Here is a 19844-nt window from a genome sequence, read left to right on the forward strand (position 1 = left end):
ACAGGCTGTATCTCTGCTGAAATTGCCAAAAATGACTGTGAATCAGCTGCCCTAGGTGCTATGATAGGTGAGATGTGGGCGGATAGAAAAATAGATAATCCAAACACATTAACCGACAAACAAAGACAACAAATCATCAATGAATCTCGCCTAGCTGCAAGCTTTGCTGCCTTTATCTTTGATAAAGATATCAACACCGCAGCAAATATGGCTTCTGAAGCGGTTAGGTGGAATTCTACCGCTAGAATTATGCTGGGGCATGAGTGGAATCAAATTACTGATGATGCAGATGGTACTTATGCTAAGGAGCAGCTACAGGCGATTAAAGATATTCCAGACAATCTTGCTGAATTATCAGAAAACATCACCTATTTAAAAAACAGCAATAATGATTTTATTATTTGTGTACGGACTACAACACAATCTTGCCTACCAAAACAAGGTCAAAGATACGCAACACAAAATGAAATCAGTGAAGGTTATAAAAACTTCATACTTGATATTATCCCAATCCCTGGCGGTACATCTGCAAAAGCGGTTGTTAAAAAAAGTGGTAGAGTAGTTTCTGAAGCGGTTGTAAACAAACCTGCAAACAATATTGGCAAAAATAATGCAAATTATCGCCGTGATCGGCATGAAAAGATTACTGCTAAAGGTATTCAGGCAGAGAAAGTAAATGAGCTTCGTAAACTATTTGATGAAAATAACGCAAGCAAAAGTATCAAAATTGGCAATAAAACACTGCATCAAGAAGCAAATAGTTCAGGATTAACTCGTATATTCAAAGGGGTGGGCGATGAAGAAGTAAAACGATATTTTATGGATCTTACTGGTCAGCCATTACCTCCACCAAGAAACATCCCAAATAAAGGAATTGTTTATGTTGCTAAAACACCGTATGGTAATTTTAATCTCAGAGTCTTTGCTTCAAGTGCTAACAAAACAGGCTCTGTTTGGACGATTGATATTCCAAGTGGTTTTGCACATAAGAGCAAAAGAACAGAAATTAAATTTTTAAGGAAATAAGTTATGATTCAGATTTCTGATGAATTAAAACAAGAAATCTATGACAGTGCAAAAAATTTATGGTTTTCTGCTTTATTTGATCATATTTCTGGATACATACCAGAAATCTCATTCGAAGATCAAAAAACTTTATTTTTTCAGCTGACCAAAGATGCTTTAGATGATGGCTTAATTAAGTTTGATGTACCTTATATTGAGGGTGTTCCATTTGAGAGAAGAGTTTGGGAAGCACCAACAGAAGAGATTATACAGTATCTTAAGGATAGTTTTCCGAAAGAAGCTACTGATGGGCTTGATGATGATGTTAATCTGTATTTCTATATATCCGCTCCGCCTGTCATGTGGAGACAAGATGATGGTAGTTATTATGGAAGTTGAAAACCACACCAAGAAGACTTTGACAGAGACTCTACAATGAATCGCGGTAACTGTCAATGACACTGGTATCATCAATAACAGCATACATAAAATCTCTGCTGGTTTAACAGGCTGTGTGGCAGCCAAAGCCAAAGGCGAGGCTTGTAAAGCAGGTGCTTTAGGTGCTATCATCGGTGAGATGGTTGGGGATTGGATGACAAATCGCTATCCAGCAGTCATGATTGATGGCAACCAAGCTAGGGCATGATTTGTTTGTAGATATGCAAACATCACAAACAAATCAGAGTTTTATTACCACGATGATGCTCAAACGCCACTCAAGCACAGGTTGATTGTGTGAAAGTCTCTTGCAAATTAGGCACGAGCCTGAACTGCCAAGTCTTTTAGGGCTTCTGGCGATGACCACAAGCCTTCTAGGTCATAAAATTCACGGGCTTGCGGTGTCATGATATGCACCACCACCGAGCCCAAGTCCACAAGCGTCCAATCGCTGTCCTTGTCGCCCTCACGACCAAGCGGTGCCAGTCCTGCCGCCTTGGTTGCCGCCCCAAGTTTATCCGCCAATGCCTTGACATGGCGTTTGCTTGTCGCATCGCAGATGATGATGCGTTCGGCAACTTCGGTCAAATGCTCAATCTCAAGCGTGGTGATGTTTTTGGCCTTCAAATCGTCCAGAGTTTCTATAATCAGTGCTAAAGTCTGCTCTAAAGTTAAAGTTGTCATAATTGTCGTTTTGATAAATTTATTGCAATCAAAAATTATAGCACAGTTAGCCAGTTTGGTATAGTTTATTTGTCAAGATATACGCCAGTACTTCATCATTGACCAAGTCGGTGGCTTGTTGCCAGTTTTGCTTGGCGATTAAGGTGCGAATTTGGCTTGATGACATGGCAGCAATCGGCGAGCTGTCCAAAAAAATGCGACCATTTTCTGCCAAGAACTGCGATAAATCTGTCGTGCAGCGTGCCATCAGCGATGCGTCAATCTTGTCTGCTGTGCCAATCCGCCCAAACGCCCATAATTTGACTGCATTGATGAGTTTCTCGTGGCTGTGCCATGTTGGCAAAGTGTGCAAGCTGTCGCCACCGATGACAAAAATCAGCACATCGTTGGGGTATTTTTTTTGTAATAATCGCACCGTGTCAATGGTATAAATCGGCGGTGTGCGTGCCAGCTCAGAATCATCAATACCAATCATGATACCGCTTGCAATCAGTGGTGTGATGGCGTGCTCAATCATATTCATGCGGTGCATGGCAGGTGTTGGCGGTGGTTTAAACGGATTGCCTGCGGTGGGCAGCAGGGATATTGTTGCTGGCAAGCCAAGCAGGCTTAATCGCCGAAATGCCGCCATCGCCATTTGTAGATGAGCATGATGAATGGGGTCAAAGGAGCCACCAAGATAGATGCGATAGGTCATTATTAATCCTAATAAGGCAGTGGATTGGCATCAGTGTAGCAAATTTGTCCGCCATTGATAATAGTCATTTGGTGTTTTGTTATACTGGTTTTGTGTTTTTGGTGATGGTTTTGGCGGTTTATTGCATTAATTTCTTGGTATAAGATGGCTGTGTTTGCCTTGTGGCATTTAAAATTACAGATTGGTGATGGTGGGCAATTTTGCCCAAAATATTTTAACCCAAGACGACCAAGTCATTTGAGATTTTGGTGAGCTGCTTACAATTTCTTAAGTTTAATTTTGCCCATTTTGTGCCATTTTGTCTTATAATAACTGTTTTTGTAGCCCAGCTATGCTCATGCTTACTGTCTGTTGATGGATTGATGGCGAATAAATCGCATGGCTGCTCAGGCTTTATTTTATCCAAAAAAGGCACTTTATGGCACACGACAAAATCAGTATCCGTGGTGCACGCACGCACAATCTTAAAAACATTGATGTCGATATTCCTCGTGATAAATTTGTGGTCATCACAGGTTTGTCAGGCTCAGGCAAGTCGTCATTGGCGTTTGATACGCTCTATGCCGAAGGACAACGCCGCTATGTCGAGAGTTTATCGGCTTATGCACGCCAGTTTTTGTCGCAAATGGAAAAGCCAGATGTTGATAGCATCGAAGGCTTGTCGCCTGCCATCGCCATCGAGCAAAAATCCACCAACCACAACCCTCGCTCAACGGTTGGTACGATTACCGAAGTGTATGATTATTTGCGACTGCTGTTTGCACGCGTGGGTGTGCCATATTGCCCAGAGCATAATGAGCCGATGGTGGCACAGACCATCAGTCAGATGGTTGATGGTGTCATGGCTTTGCCCATGGATAGCAAATTGATGATTTTGGCACCTGTGGTGCGTGAACGCAAAGGGGAGCATATCGCTCTTTTGGAAGGATTGCAGGCACAGGGATTTAATAAAGTTCGCATTGATGGCGTGGTTTATGATACTGATGAATTGCCAGCGTTGGAGAAAAATAAAAAACACAGCATCGAGGTGGTGGTAGACCGTTTTAAGGTGCGTGAGGATTTGGGCAATCGTGTTGCCGAAAGCCTTGAGGTGGCATTAAAATTGGGCGGCGATATTGCCATTTTGTCGCACATGGACGGCAATCCTTGTGGTGATGATGAGCAAATTTTGTCCGCCAAGCATTCCTGCCCTGTGTGCGATAAGGCGGTCAGCGAGCTTGAGCCAAGATTGTTTAGTTTTAATAATCCTGCTGGTGCTTGTTCTGCGTGTGATGGCTTGGGCAAGCGTCAGTATTTTGCTGCCGAACGCATCGTAACCCACCCTGACAAGTCGCTCAACCAAGGGGCAATCCATGGTTGGGACAAACGCCATGCTTATTATTTTGGTTTGTTATCTACCGTGTGCCGCCATTTTGGCATCGACATGGATAAGCCTTGGCAACAGCTTTCTACCAAAGAGCAAAGCGTGATTTTGCAAGGCTCTGGCAAAGAGAAAATTGAATTTAACTTCACCGATGAGCGAGGACGCAAAACCACCAAGACCGTGCCATTTGAGGGGATTTTGCCCTATTTGGAACGCCGTTATGCCAGCACAACCAGCAATTTGGTGCGTGATGAATTGGCACAATATCTGTCCGATACCACTTGTAATGCTTGTGATGGCGTGCGTCTAAATGACATTGCCCGCCATGTGCGTGTGGACAATCGCGTCATTGGCGAGATTATTCATTTGCCGATTTCAGAAGCATGGAATTATTACCAAAACTTAACAATAGAGGGTGCCAAGGGTGAGGTTGCCGACAAAATTTTTAAAGAAATCCGTGAGCGATTGGGCTTTTTGACCAAAGTCGGTTTGGATTATTTGACCCTTGCTCGTTCGGCAGAGACGCTCTCTGGTGGTGAGGCACAGCGGATTCGCTTGGCAAGTCAGATTGGTGCAGGCTTGATGGGGGTGATGTATGTGCTTGATGAGCCGTCCATTGGGCTGCACCAGCGAGATAATGACCGCCTACTATCCACTTTGACGCACTTGCGAGATTTGGGCAATACGGTGGTGGTGGTTGAGCATGATGAAGATGCCATACGCCAAGCCGACCATATCATCGATATCGGTGTCGGTGCTGGGGTACATGGTGGGCGTGTGGTGGCAGCTGGCACCGCCGAGCAAGTGGCAGCAACCGCTGGCTCATTAACAGGCGAGTATCTGTCTGGCAAGCGGTTCATAGCCGTACCAGAAGTTCGCCATCAGCCAAAAACACTTGAGATAAAAAAAGGCAAAAAAACCCACCGCGAGCCGTTGTTTATTGAGCTTGTGGGAGCGTCTGGCAATAATCTAAAAAATGTCAATCTGCAAATTCCCATCGGTGTGATGACCTGCATTACAGGCGTTTCTGGCTCTGGCAAGTCTACATTGATTAATCGTACTTTGATGCCACTGGCTGCCACGGCATTGAACCATGCCAGTACGCTTGTGCCAGAAAAGTATGAAAAAATCACAGGGCTTGAGCATTTGGACAAGATGGTAGATATTGACCAAAGCCCAATTGGACGCACGCCACGCAGTAATCCTGCAACTTATACAGGGGTGTTTACGCTGATTCGTGATTTGTTTACCCAGACAGTTGAGGCACGAGCAAGGGGCTATAAGGCAGGGCGGTTTAGCTTTAATGTCAAAGGCGGTCGCTGTGAAGTGTGCCAAGGCGATGGGTTGATTAAGGTAGAGATGCACTTTTTGCCCGATATGTATGTGCCGTGCGACGCCTGCCATGGCAAGCGGTATAATCGTGAAACGCTTGAGGTGCAATACAAAGGCAAATCCATCGCCGATGTGCTGGACATGACCGTTGAGGAGGCGTTGGCGTTTTTTGAGCCGATTCCTGTCATTTTCCGCCGTCTGCAGGCGTTGCATGAAGTGGGGCTGGATTATATTCGCTTGGGACAATCGGCAACGACTCTGTCGGGTGGTGAAGCACAGCGTGTCAAACTTGCCAAAGAGCTTGCCAAAAGAGACACAGGGCAGACTTTGTATATTTTGGACGAGCCGACCACGGGGCTACATTTTCATGACATTGCCAAACTTTTGCACATTTTGCACACACTGCGAGATCGAGGCAATACGGTGGTGGTCATTGAGCATAATTTGGATGTCATCAAAACAGCCGATTGGATTGTTGATTTGGGCTACGAAGGTGGCAGTGGCGGTGGACAAATCGTTGCCACTGGTACGCCAGAGACAGTCGCGGCGGACGATAAATCGCATACGGGCAGATTTTTAAGACCGATGCTTGAGCGACAAAATCCATAAAATTACAAAATTTGGCAAATTGTTTTGGAAAATTTGGCAAAGTTTGGTTATAATCAATCTTGTGAATGCTGATATTCACCACTGATTAACAAAAAAGGAAATCGTATGAGTGTCAATAAGGTAATTCTTGTGGGTAATCTAGGTAACGACCCAGAAGTTAGACAATTTGATAATGGCGGTATGCTTGCTACGGTCTCTATTGCCACCAGCGAACGCTGGACAGACCGCAATACTGGCGAACGCAAGGAGCATACCGAGTGGCATCGTGTGGTGTTTAATAACAAACTTGCCGAAATCGTACAACAATACCTGCGTAAGGGTTCGCAGATTTATGTTGAGGGTAGTTTGCGTACACGCAAATGGACTGACACACAAACAGGGCAAGAACGCTACAGCACCGAAGTGCGTGCTGATACCATGCAGATGCTTGGCACTCGTGGTGGCAATGGCGGTGGCGATTTTAATCAAAATGGTGGCTATGGTGGCTATCAAAACCAGCCAAATCACTATGCAGGGCAGGGTCAAGGTGGCTATAATCAAGGTTATACCACAAACCAAAATCAGGGCTACAACAACCGACCAGCCCAAAACAACTATGGCCATCAGCCAAATAATATGCCGTACAATAATCAGTTTGCGTCCTCGGATAATGCTCAAGCTGCTCCGATGAATAGCCGTGCTGATATGTCAGCACAGGGCAACAATATGGCACAGCATAACTCTTTTCAAAAACCAGCCGCACCGCCAGCTGACAAGCCTGTCATCTCGCCAGCAGCGGGTGTTGCTGATGATGATATTCCATTCTAATTGTCTGATGGGATCATTAAAAAACACAAAAAGACCTTGGGCAACAAGGTCTTTTTTTGTTGATTTGATAACATTCAACCCATGACAGGTTATGACAAAAAATCTTGTCAGCTGATTTGAAACACTTGGCTGTCTTGGGTGCAGTTTTTTGATGGCATTAAGGAGATTTTGGGTGGTTTAACAAGTGCAGTCTGGCAATGGGGCGGTCAAATTTATTTTGCAAAATTGATAAGTTTGATAATTTCCCAATGCTGTCCATCAGTCAGGCTGTAACACTGACCGATGGGCGATTTTAGATAAATGCGTGTGGCACAAACAGGCTGGTATCTTTGGTAATCAGCGTACTGTCCTCGCGAATGCCCATGCCAGCTGCACCATGACCCACCACCCAGCTGCCAACAACCGCATAGACTTCTTTGCCCTGATTGTTATGAAATTTTGGCAAAGGCTGCATGGCTTGATAAACACAACCTTCTTTGCCATATTGCCCATCGGTAGCAAGCAGTGAACCGTTGTGCTGCAAGCTGACATTTGCCCCCTCGCGTGAGAAAAAGGGTTTTTTGACGACATTGCCAGTTAATTGCTTGGCATCGAGGCTTGCTGGCAGTAGATTTGGGTGATTGCCAAACAGCTGCCACAGCACAGCAAGCATGGCTTTATTGCTTAGTAATAGCTTATAGGCAGGTTCGATAAATTGCGTGCCTGCATGAGTGATGTATTGACCAAAAGGTTCGTCAAGCAACCACTCCCATGGATACAGCTTAAATAAATGCGTGATGATTGTGTCTTTGGTGTCGGTAAATTTGCCATCGTGGCTACGATAGCCGATTGTACCAATGTCCAAATAATCCGTGCTAAGCCCTGCCTGTATGGCGACATCTTGCAGGTAGCGAGTGGTTGTCAAATCCTCCACGCTGGCAGAGACTGCCGCAAAATGCAGCGTGTGATTGCCAATGGTGTGTGCCAATTGCCCAAATTCTAGCAACAACCGTTCATGAATACTGTTAAACTGGTCGGCATCAGCAAGCATACCTGTTTGTGCCTGTAACCAATACCACTGGGCAACACTTGCCTCAAACAATGAGGTTGGGGTATCGGCATTGTATTCGTACAATTTGGGTGGATTGATACCATCAAAGCACAAATCAAAACGACCATACAGGCTAAATTGCTGATTGCGAAAACTTGACTCAATCAACGCCGCTGCATCATCATTAATACCAAGCATGGCATAGTCGCCTGTTTTGATGACATGGGCGATAGCCTGCAGATACATTTGGTGCAGCTCATTGGTGGCATCTTCGATGATGGTTATTTGTTTTTCGTTAAACAGATAACAAGCATCTTCTTGCCAATAGTTGCCATCAATGCTGTGGTAATCAAAACCAATACGAGCCATCTGCTCTTGCCAGTCAGGGCGAGCAGTAACAGCAATGCGTTTCATGAAGCTGTGCTGCCAGTTGCACTGCCTGTCTGTCCAAAGCCTTGACGAGTTGTGCCTGTTTTGTTGTCTTGGGTGGCTTGAGCCAGTGTTTGGCGATTGTTGTTTGCTGCTTGTTGCTGCGGATTTTGGGCTGGTTGCTGGGTGGTTGTGGGCGTTTGGGCAGTTTGTGAGGCAGTGGCGGTGGCTGCCTTGTTGCCAGCGGCTTTGCTGGCAATATATCCTGCAGCAGCACCAGCGGCAGCGGCGGCAAGCATACTGCCCGCACCGCTACCATCAGTTGCGGTGGCTTCACCTTGCTGCTCACCAGCGGCAGCGGCTTGAGCTTGAGCCTCAAGTTCGGCAGCCTGAGCTTGCAAGGCGGCAGCTTGCTCTTGCAGGGCTTGGGCTTCGGCACTGGTGTAGCTGGGTTGTTGTGATTGCTGGACTTGTTGTGTGGTTTGTGGCGTGTCGGTTGGCGAACAGGCACTCAACAGGCCAGCCGTACCAAGCAGCACCAAAGAGATGTTTGATGATTTATAAGATTTTTTGGCAAGGGTTGATTGTCTCATACGATTATCCAAAAGCAAATTATCCAAAAATACACGGAACAAAATCCAAGCCAATCACCGCAGCCTTAGCAGATGATGGCGTGATGTATAAACTAAGTGCATTATGCAGTTAAATGATAAATTTTGCAAGCCTTTGGCAGTCAGATGGATTATTCAGACTGTTGTGCTTGTAGGATAATGGCAAGCATGGTTGTGATGTGCTATAATAGGGCATTTATTAACGCTAAAACAGCACAACCAGCTAGGTGATTTATGCCAAAAGACACCCCAGCTTTGCACAACAATAATACAAATAATCAGCGTGGCGGTTTTTTTAATCGCCTGTGGCAAGCATTTTTGACCACCGTGGGAACGGAGCGGTTTTTTCAGATTTTCTCACCTTGGGTGAAGTATCTTGCCAGCATTGCTGCAGTGCTGCTTGCTGCTGGGCTGATATGGGGATTGGGATTTGCTCCTGCCGATTATCTACAGGGCAATTCATACCGTATTATTTTTATCCATGTGCCAGCAGCCAGCCTTGCCATGAGTATTTATTTTGCCATGAGCGTGCTTGGGGTGATTTTTTTGGTATGGAAAATCAAAACCGCCAATTTGGTTGCCCAAGCCATTGCTCCGATTGGCTTTGTGTGTTGCGTGCTAAGTCTTTTGACAGGCTCAATCTGGGGCAAGCCAACTTGGGGAACTTATTGGGTATGGGACGCACGCTTGACTTCGATGTTGATTTTGGCATTTTTGTATGCTGGGGTGATTGCTTTATTTGTCGCATTTGAGCACAGCAACAACCGAGGCAAGGCGGCGGCAATTTTGTCCATTGTCGGGGCGGTGAATTTGCCCATCATTAAATACTCGGTCGAGTGGTGGAATACGCTGCACCAAGGGGCGACTTTTTCCATCACCAATGCACCCAAAATGGACGCATCAATGTGGGTGCCGCTGCTGATTATGCTGCTTGGTGCTTATTTTTTGGTGGCGGCATTGGCAATTTATCGTACCAATTCGCTGATTTTGTTGCGTGAGGCAAATAAGGCATGGGTGCAGCGGCTGCTTTTGCGAGCCGATGGAGAGTGATAATGACACCATATTTTGCAAACTTTGCTGACTTTATTGCGATGGGTGGGCATGCCTTTTATGTTTGGCTGTGCTATGGTTTTGTATTTTTGGCGGTAGTTGGTATGATTGTTTATGCCAAAGCGGAACGCAATATGGTGCTAAAAAAACTAAAAAAACGCCAGTCAAATAAGCGATTAACCAACAAACAGCGTCGTACCAACTAGGCGAAAAAGGGGCAAAAATGAATACCGTAAGACAAAAAAAACTGATGTGGGTATTTGCCGTGCTGCTCGGTGCAGCGGTGGCGGTGGCGTTGATTTTGTACGCCATTGGTAATCAAACCGATTATTATTTTGACCCAACAGCAATCGCTGCAGGTCAGGCACCTGAGGCCAAGCGAATTCGTGCAGGGGGCATGGTGGTTGCAGGCAGCGTCAAGCGAGATGCTGCCGATCCGCTGAATATCCAATTCTCCATCACGGATTATAAGGCGACAGTGCCTGTGGTGTATCGCGGTGTTTTGCCTGACTTGTTTGCCGAAAACTCTGGCATTGTTGCCACGGGGCAAATGCAAGAAGGGGTTTTTGTCGCCAGCGAAGTGCTGGCTAAGCATGATGAGAATTATATGCCGCCTGAGGTTGCCAAATCGCTAAAAACCGAACACGCTGCACAAGGGGTTGATGTAAATAAAGAGCAGTTCATTCCAGCAACAACGATGAGCGAAATTGATCAGCGAAACAAGCAAAACACCCCAACAACGAACGATAAATAAAATATAAGCACAATACCCAAAAACCAAATGGGGTAGGCTTATATTGGCAGTCAAGCACAGATATTTCTGTGCTTTTTGTTTTGGCTGATATTGGCAGCTTGAGTGTGATTTGTAAAATGGCAGCTAAGCCTGCAAGTGGGGTAAATAAAGCCCATGGACTATCCGTTCATTCATCCTACTGGCAAGGGCTATGTGCTGTAGTAAGCGATGGCTATTGATGCGTCGCAGGTGGTTTGGTTGCCCATGCCTTGCTGACGGTGAATTGTGCATGACTAGAAAACTTACAATATGATTGCATGGCTTATCAATAAAAATACACCCCAAAGCAACGAAAAGTAACTTTGGGGTGCTTTCATACTTCACCAATTTGCGGGGGAGGGGAAGTTGAAAAATTTACCAGCCTTTTACGACACCATCTTTAAACTGCTTTTTGGCTTCGGCTTCTACTTCGTCAGTTTGGTAGGCTTTGACAAAATTCTGAATCGCTTCAGAGTCTTTATTGTCCGTACGAGCCACGATGATATTAACATAAGGAGACTGTTTGTCTTCGACAAATACGCCATGTTCGCTGGCGTTTAGACCTGCTTGACCTGCATAGTTGTTATTAACTACTGCCAAATCCACATCGTCAATCGCACGAGCAGCCACAGCAGTGTCCACTTCTTTGATTTTTAGATTTTTTGGATTTTCGACAATATCAAGCGTGGTGGACAGCAGGTTGTTGTTGTCTTTTAGTTTGATTAGTCCTTGTTTTTCAAGCAAAATCAACGCACGAGCCAAGTTTGATGGGTCATTTGGCACAGCAACGGTAGCACCATCTTTTAGTTCGCTTAGGTTTTTGATGGTTTTTGAGTAACCAGCCAAAGGATAGACGAATGTATTGCCAACAATGGCAAGGTTATCCAGACCTTTTTTGGCGGTATCTTCGTCAAGATAAGGCTTGTGCTGCATGGCGTTGGCGTCCAAATCACCATTTGAGACAGCGGTGTTTGGCAGAGCATAATCATTAAACTCAACCAATTCAACAGTCAGGTTGTATTTTTCTTTGGCAACCTTACCAGCAACTTCGGCGACAGCTTGTTCTGGCCCTGCCATTACGCCAACTTTGATGGTTTGTGCCGTTGGGTCTGTTGCTGCAGGGGCTTCGGTGGTTTGTGCAGGTTTGTTGCCACAACCAGCCAAAGCAATGCCTGATGCCAAAGCACAGATACCAAATAACTTACCAAAATTCATGGTGAAATCCTTAAAAATGTCTGAATATGCCACACAGTTTATAAAACTTGGACGATAATTATTGGTTATTAAACCACAAAATATCAGCCAAGGGCAAGTGTTTTCATCGGCAAATTATGCCTAAACTTATGAAATTTTTTCACAAAGAGATGAGCCAAATTCACCATCAGCGATGATCGACTTTTGTTGCGATAAAATCACCGATTTTTTGGAAAATCATCACGATGGCAACGATGATGATGGTAGAAATCCATTTGACATAAATCATATTGCGATGCTCTCCATAATTGATGGCAAGACTGCCCAAGCCACCGCCGCCGACTACGCCAGCCATCGCCGAGTAGCCAATGAGTGATACCAAGGTTAGCGTTGTGGCATTGATTAGGCTTGGTAGACTTTCGGCAAAGTAGTATTTGCTAATCATCTGCCAATGCGTTGCCCCCATGGATTTGGCGGCTTCGGTCAGCCCTGTGGGGATTTCAAGCAAAGCATTGGCGGTCAGGCGAGCAAAAAATGGAATGGCAGCGACACTAAGCGGCACGATTGCTGCGGTTGTACCAAGCGTTGTGCCGACCAAAAAACGCGTAACAGGCATCAGGATAATCAGCAAAATAATAAACGGCACGGAACGACCAACATTGATAACAGCGTCCAACAAAACAAAGGCAGTGTGATTTTGGAAAATGCGACCTTTGTCAGTCAAAAATGCCAAAAATCCCAGCGGCAGACCAACCAGTACGGCAATGAGCGTGGCAACCAGCCCCATATAGAGCGTCTCCCAAGTTGATTGGGCAACCATCATCCACATTTTTGGGTGCATTTCGCTGGTAAAATTAGCAATCAGAGTGTCCCACACAAGCATACTCCATACTTAAAAATATCTAAATAATGATGAAATCTTGATGTTGATTTTAATAGTTTGGATTGTCCAAATAACCCAATACCTCAATGTCTACTCGATGAGCGTGCAAAAACTCGATCGCTTGCATGACGGCTGTTTGTTCGCCAATCACCTGACAGATGGTAAAGCCAAATTTCACACCGCCAGCATAGTCCATTTGTGAGGTGAGAATATTAAACTCTGCACCAAATTGCTTGGAGGCTTGAGAAAACAGGGGCATATCCACCGAGTTGCCTGTAAATTCGCATTTGATGACTGGCGAGCGGTTGGTAGTAGGTTCATTTGTTAGTTTATTTAAAAAATCATCAGGCAAGCCGATGTGAAATGTTGAACGAATGAATGCTTTGGCAAGCTCGGTTTGGGGGTTGGCAAAAATCTCGCCGACCGTGCCTTGTTCGATGAGTCTGCCCTTGTCAATGACCGCTACTTTGTCGCAGATTTGCTTGACGACATTCATCTCGTGTGTGATGAGCAAGATGGTAATGCCAAGTTTTTGGTTGATTTGCTTGAGCAGTTTTAGGATTGATTGTGTGGTGGCAGGGTCAAGTGCCGAAGTCGCCTCATCACACAGCAGCACCTTGGGGTCTGAAGCCAAGGCACGAGCAATCGCCACTCGCTGCTTTTGTCCGCCTGATAAGTTGGCAGGGTAAGCGTGTTTTTTGTCTGCCAAGCCAACCAAATCAAGCAATTTGTTCACTTTTTGCTCAATAACCAATGACGGCGTATCAGCCAGCTCCAGCGGCAGGGCGATGTTTTCAAAAACGGTGCGTGAATGCAGCAGATTAAAATGCTGAAAAATCATGCCGATTTTTCGCCGCTTTTGTATCAGTTGGTTTTCGCTAAGCGTGGTTAAATCAGTACCATCAACCACCACAGACCCTGTGGTTGGCACTTCAAGCAGATTAATGCAGCGAATCAAGGTTGATTTGCCCGCACCTGATGCACCGATGATGCCATATATTTCGCCTGCTTGGACGGACAAATCGGTCGGCTGCACCGCAGTGAAAGAATCTTGCTTGCCGTCTTTTTTGATGATAAAAGTCTTGCTGACCCCAGATAGGGCAATCATTGGGCTGTGTGTGGACATTGGATTGCTAAATTATGCTAATAAATAACGATAGTATAGCACAGTTTGATGGATTTACCCATGCCAAATTGCCCGTGTTTGGCTTGGTGATGGCAACTGGCAGTGTTTGGGCGATTTTATGGTGCGGATTTGGGTGATTGTTCTAAGGCTTGGCGGTTTGGTTTGGCGTTTAGCGGTAGTACAACCAAGAAGCGAGTATGACCTTGCCAAGTGTCTGTTGTGATGATGCCGCTGTGGGCTTCGGTGATTTGTGCCACCAATGACAAGCCAAGCCCTGAGCCTTTTTTCTCCTGTTTTAGGCGAACAAAGGGGCTAAAAATATCCTCGCGTTTGTCCACAGGAATGCCTGTGCCTTCATCGACAAATGCAAGCACGGCATAGTTTGCCTTGTCGGATTTGGCTTTGTCTTTTTCTTTGCTGCGTGTTAGGCGTTTTAAAAAATCGCTTGGTGTTTTGTGTTCGGTATCATCATTGTTAATCACAAGCGTATCAGGGTCTGTGGCTGAATTATTGTCAAGCAGTGCTTGCGGAATGGTGGCGGCATCATCAATCCGTGCCACTTGATACAGATAGACGGACACGGGTGGTATGCCATGAATCATGGCGTTATTTAGCAGGTTGCGTACCAAATGCGTAAGCAGCTTGGGCTGGGCGATGAGCCAAATTGGCTCGCCAATCAGTTCTGCTTCGGGGTAGTGCTGGCATTCTTGGCGAACCAGCTCGTACAAATCAACCTGCTCGCTTGCTTGTAGAGCATGACCAGCATCAAGGCGTGAAACAAGCAAAATACTCTCAACCAGCTCATTTAATCCTGTCAAATCACGATTGACCGCTGCCGCACGCTTGTTGAATTTTTCTTTGGTTTCGTCATCGAGCTTATCAAGCAGCATTTGCATCATCTCAATCTGTAGGCGAATGCGAGTAATTGGCGTGCGAAACTCGTGAGAGGCGTGTGCCAAAAGCAGATTGTTGGCATTGATAAGCTGTTCTATTTTTTCGGCAGATTGGTTAAAGCCGTGTGCCAAGATGGCGATTTCGTCATTGCCTTCTTCAGGCACTCGCACGCTAAAATCCCCTTCGCCCAAGCGGCTCATCTGCTGACTTAGCTGATTGATTCGCCAAGTAATGCTGTGAGCAATCCACCACAGCACCGCTGACATGATGGTAAATAATAAAATCGTACCCGAAAACAGGTTAAACCACGCCATCAGCGGCCGCTCTGGCGAGGGTGTGCGGTTTTCGTACCACAGCGAAAAACCCAGCGGACTGCTGACAACGGTATGAGAAGGCGAGGGGGAGAAAATTTGGCTAATCCAAGGGGGTTCAGGATGCAAAATTGGTGGCAGTTCTGTATTTTCGGTCTGTAGCATCAGCCGCCCTTGAGCATTATACAGTCCGATTTTGGCATTGAGACTTTCATCAAAAATATCAAAACTTTTTTTGATAACCGCCAGCGAAAAACGAGCTTGTAGCAAATTATTCTCGGCGGTAAGTGTGCGAGCCTCGGTCAAAAACGGCTCAATCTGCGTCATGATTTGGCTGGCGATGGCACGATTTTTGGCATCATCGGAGTTATTGTGGGCAAATTGTGAAAGTATCACAAAGGCGATGGTAAAAGTCAATAATGCCAAAAACACGCTGATAAATAAGCGTGCTGAAATTGAACGAAAGCCAAACTTGCCATAATGTGCCAGTTTTGCCATTGACAAAATCCTTGCGTTGGGTAGCCAGCCAGTATTATTTTAAGCCATCAGGCGACTGCTTGATGGCTTGGTCATCAGACTTGGTCGGTTGCAAACTGATAGCCAACTCCGCGTACGGTGATGATGCGTTTGGGCTGGCGTGGATTGTCTTCAATCAAGGCTCGCAAGCGTGAAATATGCACATCAATGGCACGGTCAATATTCTCCGAGCTGTCATCATTTGGCATGGCTTGCCATAGCTGCTCACGGTTTAGTACCTTGCCTGCGTGCGTGGCAAAATAATGCAGCAACTGGAATTGGTGCGTGGTCAGACGGACGGTTTTTTCGTCAATGGTAACTTCGTGGCTGTCTGGATACACTGTCAAGCGACCAAAACTTAGACTGCCTGAGCTGGTGTCTGCTTGGTTTGGTGTCTCGTGGCGACGCAATACTGCACGGATACGGGCAAGCAATTCTCGAGGTTCAAAGGGCTTGGCGATGTAGTCATCAGCACCCATCTCAAGACCCAGCACACGGTCGGTGGTGTCGCCTTTGGCGGTTAGCATGACGATGGGAACTTTGTTGATGGCGTTATTTTTTGAGCCACGCACTTTTTGGCAGACTTGCATACCGTCCATGTCAGGCAGCATTAAATCCAGCACAATCAAGCTAATTTCACGCTCTTTGGCTTCCAAAATATCAAGCCCCGCCTGTCCTGTGGCAGCATGATGCACTTCATAATAATTCATTGACAGATAATCGCTGATTAATTCTGCCAAATCTGGATCGTCTTCGATGAGTAGGATTTGTTTATTCATTTTAATACCTGTCTGTAGTAATAATAAGCAATCTAATCACTTATTGAATATAAATTAATTGCAATAAGTATATCTTGCCAAGTTTTTGCTGGCTTGGCAAGAGTAAATTTGTAGCAAATTGCATAAACTTTGCCCAATTTTCCAAAATACGCAACAGATTATAGATAAGCGTAACATTTGTAAGATATCCGTAGTTTGTGCATTATTGCAGCATGACTTGTTTACCATGTGCCTGCTTATCAAGTTTGGCGGTGCTGACCAAGCTATCCTCTGTGATGCCCTGCACCAAGAATTGCTGCGTTTTTGGATAATATTCAACCAGTTTGACCGCCGACAAGGACAAGCTGTGATCTTGTTTAATAACCCAAACAAAGCCATCAACAGGTGTGGCAGGCTTGTGCGGTGGCTGCAAAAATAAGCTTAGATTAGCAGGCTGCAAGGCTGTATCATAAACCGCATCGGCAGGCATGATGACCCCAACCTGAATCTGACCGTAGTTGATATGACCGACCACGCCACGCCCCAGCAAATCTGCCGTCTCGTCATTGGTGGTGTCAATAATCACATGGACATTGATGAGGTTGGGATTGTCTTTATCAATGTCCACTTGGCTGATTTGCCCTGTATGACTGACACCATCAACCCCAAAATTCACCGCATCGCCAACTTGGATATGCTCAAGCAAACTGGCAGAGAGCTGGCTGATGAATTTTAATTGTGAAGTGTCGCTAATCTCAAGCCAAGCGTCCGCCTTGTCATAGCTTTGGTTTGTTTGGGCAAAAATTTTGTCAATCGTTCCGTCAAATGGTGCAGTCAGCTCAAACGGCGTGGCAGATTGGTTGCTTTGTGCCAATGTATCGGGCAGATAAGTCAGCAAAACATCGCCTTTTTTGACCCTGTCGCCAGCTTGTACGCTGATGCTACTAATGCTGGCAGGGGTTAATGCTGTGAGTGTGGTTTGTTTGATGGGCGTGATGACCCCAACAAAGGCGAAGCTGGGCTGATACTTGACCATTTTTACGGTCATCACTGCTTGCTTGGGCAGTGTGATGGTATCGCCAGTGGCTGGCTGGCTGTTTGTAGGTTCGGTGCAGGCGGATAATAGCAGGGCGGACAAAATCACCGCCAAGGCACGGCGTTGTAAATGATGGTTGTGTTGATGAGCTGCTGGCATTTTTGTTGGCATGGCTTTGGCGTGTTAAAATGGATTATCAGATTATCTTAACATGGTTTTGTTTGTAGGAAAATATCGGCTTTTGGCTTTGTGCGGTATTGGTGGCAGTGTTTCACTAATTGCCAAGTATATTGGTACAAAATTCCAACATTTAAGCAATAAAAAACTGAATAAATCTTGATAAAATTGTTGGAATTTATTCAAAATAATCAATTGCTTGATATTTAGCCAGTATAGTTAAGACCCAAGTATAACAATGCTGCGATGCTTGATTTGGTAGCATGGTGGTCGCCAGCAAATATCAAGTTCAATCAAAAGGAGAATTTATGAGTCAGACGGCGGCATCTTATGTGTCAAAATACAATATAGCAGCACGCATTTTTCACTGGGTGGGTGCGGCATTGATTGTTGCGGCGGTGGTAATTATCAATCAAGGTGAGGAGTTTATCAGCCTGCATAAATCAGTGGGGTTTAGCTTTTTGATTTGGACGGTTTTGCGTTTGATTAATCGCTTTGTCAGTGCAGCACCAAGCCCTGTGGCGATGTCGAAGTTGCAGCACGGATTGTCAGTTGCGGTACATGGCTTGTTGTATGTGGCGATGCTCGCCATGCCGCTGACAGGCTTACTTGCTTCGATGGCGTTTGGCTATGGGGTGAATGTTTTTGGCGTGCTGCCAATTGCAGGATTTGCAACGCCCAATGACGAGCTGGGCAGTATGATGATGAACCTGCACAAGAATTTGATTTGGCCAGCCTTGCTTGCATTGGTGGCGGCTCATATTTTGGCAGCACTGTATCATCAGTTTGTCATGAAGGACAAGCTACTATCTCGTATGCTATAAATGCTCGTGTACAATGATCGGTATGGCTATCAGACTGGGTCAAGTTTTGCTTGACCTTTTTATATTTTTGGGTGATGGTTGTAGTGGGTTTGTGGCGGCTTGATTTGTTGATTAACAAATAAGGCATTTATTCCAAAATAAGCTGTGCTACCAAAGCACAAGATGATGTTTGAAAGGTGGATTGTTAATGAATCCACCTAGATTAAAAAAAACCGCCGATATTCTCGGCGGTCAGAGTGCAAATCAGACATCGTACTCAAACATGGCACTGATGGATTCTTCGTTATTGATACGACGCAATGCTTCGGCAATCATCGCAGCAATACTGACTTGGCGAATATTGGCACAGGCAGCGGCAGCCTCTGACAATGGAATGGTATCGGTAACAACCAGCTCGTCAAGTGCAGAATTGGCAATGGTCTCGATTGCCTTGCCTGATAATACAGGGTGGGTGATGTAACCAACCACACGGTTGGCACCGTTGTCTTTTAGGGCTTGGGCGGCCTTGCATAGCGTGCCTGCGGTATCAACAATATCATCAACGATGACGCAATCACGACCAGAAACATCACCAATGATATGCATGACTTGCGATTCATTGGCACGGGCACGGCGTTTGTCAATGATGGCAAGGTCGGCATCGCCAAGCAGTTTTGCCATGGCACGAGCCCGCACAACGCCACCAACATCTGGCGAAACCACCATCAGGTTTTCGTAGTTTTGTTGCTTAAGGTCGCGTAACAACACAGGCGTGCCGTACAGATTGTCCACAGGCACATCAAAAAAGCCCTGAATCTGATCTGAATGCAAATCAACCATCATCACACGATCAATGCCTGCAATTGATAGCATATCAGCAACAACTTTCGCTGAAATAGGCACACGAGCAGAGCGAGGGCGGCGATCTTGGCGAGCATAGCCAAAATAAGGAATCACAGCAGTGATACGACCTGCACTTGAGCGACGCAACGCATCAGCCAGCAGGACAATCTCCATCAGATTGTCGTTGGTTGGTACACAGGTTGGCTGCAAGATAAATACATCTTTGCCACGCACATTTTCTTTGACCTCAATGGCGATTTCACCATCAGAAAAGCGAGTAATATCCGCTTTGCCCAATGGAATGTGCAAGTTGTCGGCAACGGTTTGGGCAAGTTGTGGGTTGGCACTACCTGAAAAGACAGCCATATATGACATGGTAAAAATCCTATAAAAGCGAATTGGGGCTAAAGAGCCATCAAATTTGGGTATATTTTAGCATTTTTGAGCAAAAAATTACACAATCTTTGCTGTTTTTTGGCGGTTTTTGTGATAATTTTTGCCACCGTGCAATAAGGCGGTACTGATACAAAAAAATC

General features: G+C 45.6%; 21 protein-coding genes. 10 read left to right on the top strand and 11 right to left on the bottom strand.

The genetic code is table 11. The features are described from left to right. From BW928_RS03550 to BW928_RS12060, 3 genes are all read left to right on the top strand, one after another. A partial coding sequence (locus BW928_RS03550) for a VENN motif pre-toxin domain-containing protein (RefSeq protein ID WP_227516538.1) occupies window positions 1–1026 on the top strand: 1026 nt, incomplete at its 5' end. A 3-nt stretch (window positions 1027–1029) separates the two neighbouring features. Further along, window positions 1030–1404, top strand: coding sequence for a DUF596 domain-containing protein (locus tag BW928_RS03555; RefSeq protein WP_076554869.1), 375 nt, complete (start codon window positions 1030–1032; stop codon window positions 1402–1404). Window positions 1405–1519: 115 nt separating this feature from the next. Beyond that, on the top strand, window positions 1520–1651 hold the full coding sequence (locus tag BW928_RS12060; protein ID WP_259741468.1) for a hypothetical protein: 132 nt from the start codon (window positions 1520–1522) through the stop codon (window positions 1649–1651). A 107-nt stretch (window positions 1652–1758) separates the two neighbouring features. On the opposite strand, the gene rsfS is transcribed toward BW928_RS12060, so the two are convergent. Beyond that, the gene (gene rsfS / locus BW928_RS03560) at window positions 1759–2127 is read right to left on the bottom strand and encodes a ribosome silencing factor (RefSeq protein WP_076554870.1); all 369 of its coding nucleotides are present in this window, start codon (window positions 2125–2127) and stop codon (window positions 1759–1761) included. A 46-nt stretch (window positions 2128–2173) separates the two neighbouring features. Continuing rightward, window positions 2174–2824 (bottom strand): nicotinate (nicotinamide) nucleotide adenylyltransferase, encoded by a 651-nt coding sequence (gene nadD, locus BW928_RS03565; RefSeq protein ID WP_076554871.1) that lies wholly within the window; start codon window positions 2822–2824, stop codon window positions 2174–2176. Window positions 2825–3242: 418 nt separating this feature from the next. Here nadD and uvrA point away from each other — a divergent pair, with 418 nt between their 5' ends. Both uvrA and ssb read left to right on the top strand, forming a co-directional pair. Then, entirely contained in the window at window positions 3243–6128 is a 2886-nt protein-coding gene (gene uvrA, locus BW928_RS03570; protein WP_076554872.1) for an excinuclease ABC subunit UvrA, read from the top strand. Window positions 6129–6233: 105 nt separating this feature from the next. Further along, window positions 6234–6935 carry a single-stranded DNA-binding protein gene (gene ssb, locus BW928_RS03575; RefSeq protein WP_076554873.1) on the top strand — a complete coding sequence of 234 codons (702 nt, stop codon included), beginning with the start codon at window positions 6234–6236 and terminating at the stop codon, window positions 6933–6935. A 292-nt stretch (window positions 6936–7227) separates the two neighbouring features. On the opposite strand, the gene BW928_RS03580 is transcribed toward ssb, so the two are convergent. Together BW928_RS03580 and BW928_RS03585 are read right to left on the bottom strand one after the other, a co-directional pair. Continuing rightward, entirely contained in the window at window positions 7228–8379 is a 1152-nt protein-coding gene (locus BW928_RS03580) for a glutathionylspermidine synthase family protein (RefSeq protein ID WP_076554874.1), read from the bottom strand. Further along, window positions 8376–8927, bottom strand: a complete 552-nt coding sequence (locus BW928_RS03585) for a hypothetical protein (RefSeq protein WP_076554875.1) — start codon at window positions 8925–8927, stop codon at window positions 8376–8378. Before BW928_RS03585 ends, BW928_RS03580 begins: the two co-directional genes overlap by 4 nt. 252 nt (window positions 8928–9179) lie before the next feature. Here BW928_RS03585 and BW928_RS03590 point away from each other — a divergent pair, with 252 nt between their 5' ends. Genes BW928_RS03590 through ccmE form a run of 3 tightly spaced genes read left to right on the top strand, consistent with a single transcriptional unit; the run spans window position 9180 to window position 10749 of the window. Further along, entirely contained in the window at window positions 9180–9995 is an 816-nt protein-coding gene (locus BW928_RS03590; protein ID WP_076554876.1) for a heme ABC transporter permease, read from the top strand. Window positions 9996–9997: 2 nt separating this feature from the next. Next, on the top strand, window positions 9998–10201 hold the full coding sequence (ccmD, locus tag BW928_RS03595; protein ID WP_076554877.1) for a heme exporter protein CcmD: 204 nt from the start codon (window positions 9998–10000) through the stop codon (window positions 10199–10201). Between the two features lie 17 nt (window positions 10202–10218). Further along, on the top strand, window positions 10219–10749 hold the full coding sequence (gene ccmE / locus BW928_RS03600) for a cytochrome c maturation protein CcmE (RefSeq protein ID WP_076554878.1): 531 nt from the start codon (window positions 10219–10221) through the stop codon (window positions 10747–10749). Window positions 10750–11142: 393 nt separating this feature from the next. Here ccmE and BW928_RS03605 read toward each other — a convergent pair whose 3' ends face one another. From BW928_RS03605 to metN, 3 genes are all read right to left on the bottom strand, one after another. Then, the gene (locus BW928_RS03605) at window positions 11143–11982 is read right to left on the bottom strand and encodes a MetQ/NlpA family lipoprotein (protein ID WP_076554879.1); all 840 of its coding nucleotides are present in this window, start codon (window positions 11980–11982) and stop codon (window positions 11143–11145) included. Between the two features lie 166 nt (window positions 11983–12148). After that, window positions 12149–12844: a methionine ABC transporter permease gene (locus BW928_RS03610; RefSeq protein ID WP_143821499.1), complete on the bottom strand. Its 696-nt coding sequence runs from the start codon at window positions 12842–12844 to the stop codon at window positions 12149–12151. Window positions 12845–12893: 49 nt separating this feature from the next. Continuing rightward, window positions 12894–13970 (bottom strand): methionine ABC transporter ATP-binding protein MetN, encoded by a 1077-nt coding sequence (gene metN, locus BW928_RS03615; protein ID WP_311195263.1) that lies wholly within the window; start codon window positions 13968–13970, stop codon window positions 12894–12896. Window positions 13971–13984: 14 nt separating this feature from the next. Between metN and BW928_RS12065 the strand changes: the two genes are divergently transcribed. After that, window positions 13985–14107 carry a hypothetical protein gene (locus tag BW928_RS12065; RefSeq protein WP_259741469.1) on the top strand — a complete coding sequence of 41 codons (123 nt, stop codon included), beginning with the start codon at window positions 13985–13987 and terminating at the stop codon, window positions 14105–14107. On the opposite strand, the gene BW928_RS03620 is transcribed toward BW928_RS12065, so the two are convergent. The 3 genes from BW928_RS03620 to BW928_RS03630 all read right to left on the bottom strand — a co-directional run bounded on the left by BW928_RS03620 (window position 14087) and on the right by BW928_RS03630 (window position 17656). Then, window positions 14087–15673: an ATP-binding protein gene (locus tag BW928_RS03620; RefSeq protein ID WP_076554880.1), complete on the bottom strand. Its 1587-nt coding sequence runs from the start codon at window positions 15671–15673 to the stop codon at window positions 14087–14089. The genes BW928_RS12065 and BW928_RS03620 overlap by 21 nt on opposite strands. Before the next feature lie 74 nt (window positions 15674–15747). Further along, entirely contained in the window at window positions 15748–16470 is a 723-nt protein-coding gene (locus BW928_RS03625) for a response regulator transcription factor (RefSeq protein ID WP_076554881.1), read from the bottom strand. Between the two features lie 202 nt (window positions 16471–16672). Further along, entirely contained in the window at window positions 16673–17656 is a 984-nt protein-coding gene (locus BW928_RS03630) for an efflux RND transporter periplasmic adaptor subunit (RefSeq protein ID WP_143821498.1), read from the bottom strand. Between the two features lie 314 nt (window positions 17657–17970). Here BW928_RS03630 and BW928_RS03635 point away from each other — a divergent pair, with 314 nt between their 5' ends. Beyond that, window positions 17971–18486, top strand: a complete 516-nt coding sequence (locus BW928_RS03635) for a cytochrome b (protein WP_076554882.1) — start codon at window positions 17971–17973, stop codon at window positions 18484–18486. Between the two features lie 243 nt (window positions 18487–18729). Here the strand turns inward: BW928_RS03635 and BW928_RS03640 are convergent, their stop codons facing one another. Next, window positions 18730–19683 carry a ribose-phosphate pyrophosphokinase gene (locus BW928_RS03640; RefSeq protein ID WP_076554883.1) on the bottom strand — a complete coding sequence of 318 codons (954 nt, stop codon included), beginning with the start codon at window positions 19681–19683 and terminating at the stop codon, window positions 18730–18732. Window positions 19684–19844: the final 161 nt, after the last annotated feature.

Source organism: Moraxella cuniculi DSM 21768, assembly GCF_900156515.1.
GTDB lineage: Bacteria > Pseudomonadota > Gammaproteobacteria > Pseudomonadales > Moraxellaceae > Moraxella > Moraxella cuniculi.

What these genes read in the sequence shown, in the direction of transcription:
- BW928_RS03585 (WP_076554875.1), bottom strand. Translation starts at nt 8,927, where the DNA reads ATGAGACAATCAACCCTTGCCAAAAAATCTTATAAATCATCAAACATC.
- nadD (WP_076554871.1), bottom strand. Translation starts at nt 2,824, where the DNA reads ATGACCTATCGCATCTATCTTGGTGGCTCCTTTGACCCCATTCATCAT.
- rsfS (WP_076554870.1), bottom strand. Translation starts at nt 2,127, where the DNA reads ATGACAACTTTAACTTTAGAGCAGACTTTAGCACTGATTATAGAAACT.
- ssb (WP_076554873.1), top strand. Translation starts at nt 6,234, where the DNA reads ATGAGTGTCAATAAGGTAATTCTTGTGGGTAATCTAGGTAACGACCCA.
- BW928_RS03555 (WP_076554869.1), top strand. Translation starts at nt 1,030, where the DNA reads ATGATTCAGATTTCTGATGAATTAAAACAAGAAATCTATGACAGTGCA.
- BW928_RS03635 (WP_076554882.1), top strand. Translation starts at nt 17,971, where the DNA reads ATGAGTCAGACGGCGGCATCTTATGTGTCAAAATACAATATAGCAGCA.
- ccmE (WP_076554878.1), top strand. Translation starts at nt 10,219, where the DNA reads ATGAATACCGTAAGACAAAAAAAACTGATGTGGGTATTTGCCGTGCTG.
- uvrA (WP_076554872.1), top strand. Translation starts at nt 3,243, where the DNA reads ATGGCACACGACAAAATCAGTATCCGTGGTGCACGCACGCACAATCTT.
- BW928_RS03580 (WP_076554874.1), bottom strand. Translation starts at nt 8,379, where the DNA reads ATGAAACGCATTGCTGTTACTGCTCGCCCTGACTGGCAAGAGCAGATG.
- BW928_RS12065 (WP_259741469.1), top strand. Translation starts at nt 13,985, where the DNA reads ATGCTAATAAATAACGATAGTATAGCACAGTTTGATGGATTTACCCAT.
- metN (WP_311195263.1), bottom strand. Translation starts at nt 13,970, where the DNA reads ATGTCCACACACAGCCCAATGATTGCCCTATCTGGGGTCAGCAAGACT.
- ccmD (WP_076554877.1), top strand. Translation starts at nt 9,998, where the DNA reads ATGACACCATATTTTGCAAACTTTGCTGACTTTATTGCGATGGGTGGG.
- BW928_RS03625 (WP_076554881.1), bottom strand. Translation starts at nt 16,470, where the DNA reads ATGAATAAACAAATCCTACTCATCGAAGACGATCCAGATTTGGCAGAA.
- BW928_RS03590 (WP_076554876.1), top strand. Translation starts at nt 9,180, where the DNA reads ATGCCAAAAGACACCCCAGCTTTGCACAACAATAATACAAATAATCAG.
- BW928_RS03605 (WP_076554879.1), bottom strand. Translation starts at nt 11,982, where the DNA reads ATGAATTTTGGTAAGTTATTTGGTATCTGTGCTTTGGCATCAGGCATT.
- BW928_RS03620 (WP_076554880.1), bottom strand. Translation starts at nt 15,673, where the DNA reads ATGGCAAAACTGGCACATTATGGCAAGTTTGGCTTTCGTTCAATTTCA.
- BW928_RS03640 (WP_076554883.1), bottom strand. Translation starts at nt 19,683, where the DNA reads ATGTCATATATGGCTGTCTTTTCAGGTAGTGCCAACCCACAACTTGCC.
- BW928_RS03630 (WP_143821498.1), bottom strand. Translation starts at nt 17,656, where the DNA reads ATGCCAACAAAAATGCCAGCAGCTCATCAACACAACCATCATTTACAA.
- BW928_RS03610 (WP_143821499.1), bottom strand. Translation starts at nt 12,844, where the DNA reads ATGCTTGTGTGGGACACTCTGATTGCTAATTTTACCAGCGAAATGCAC.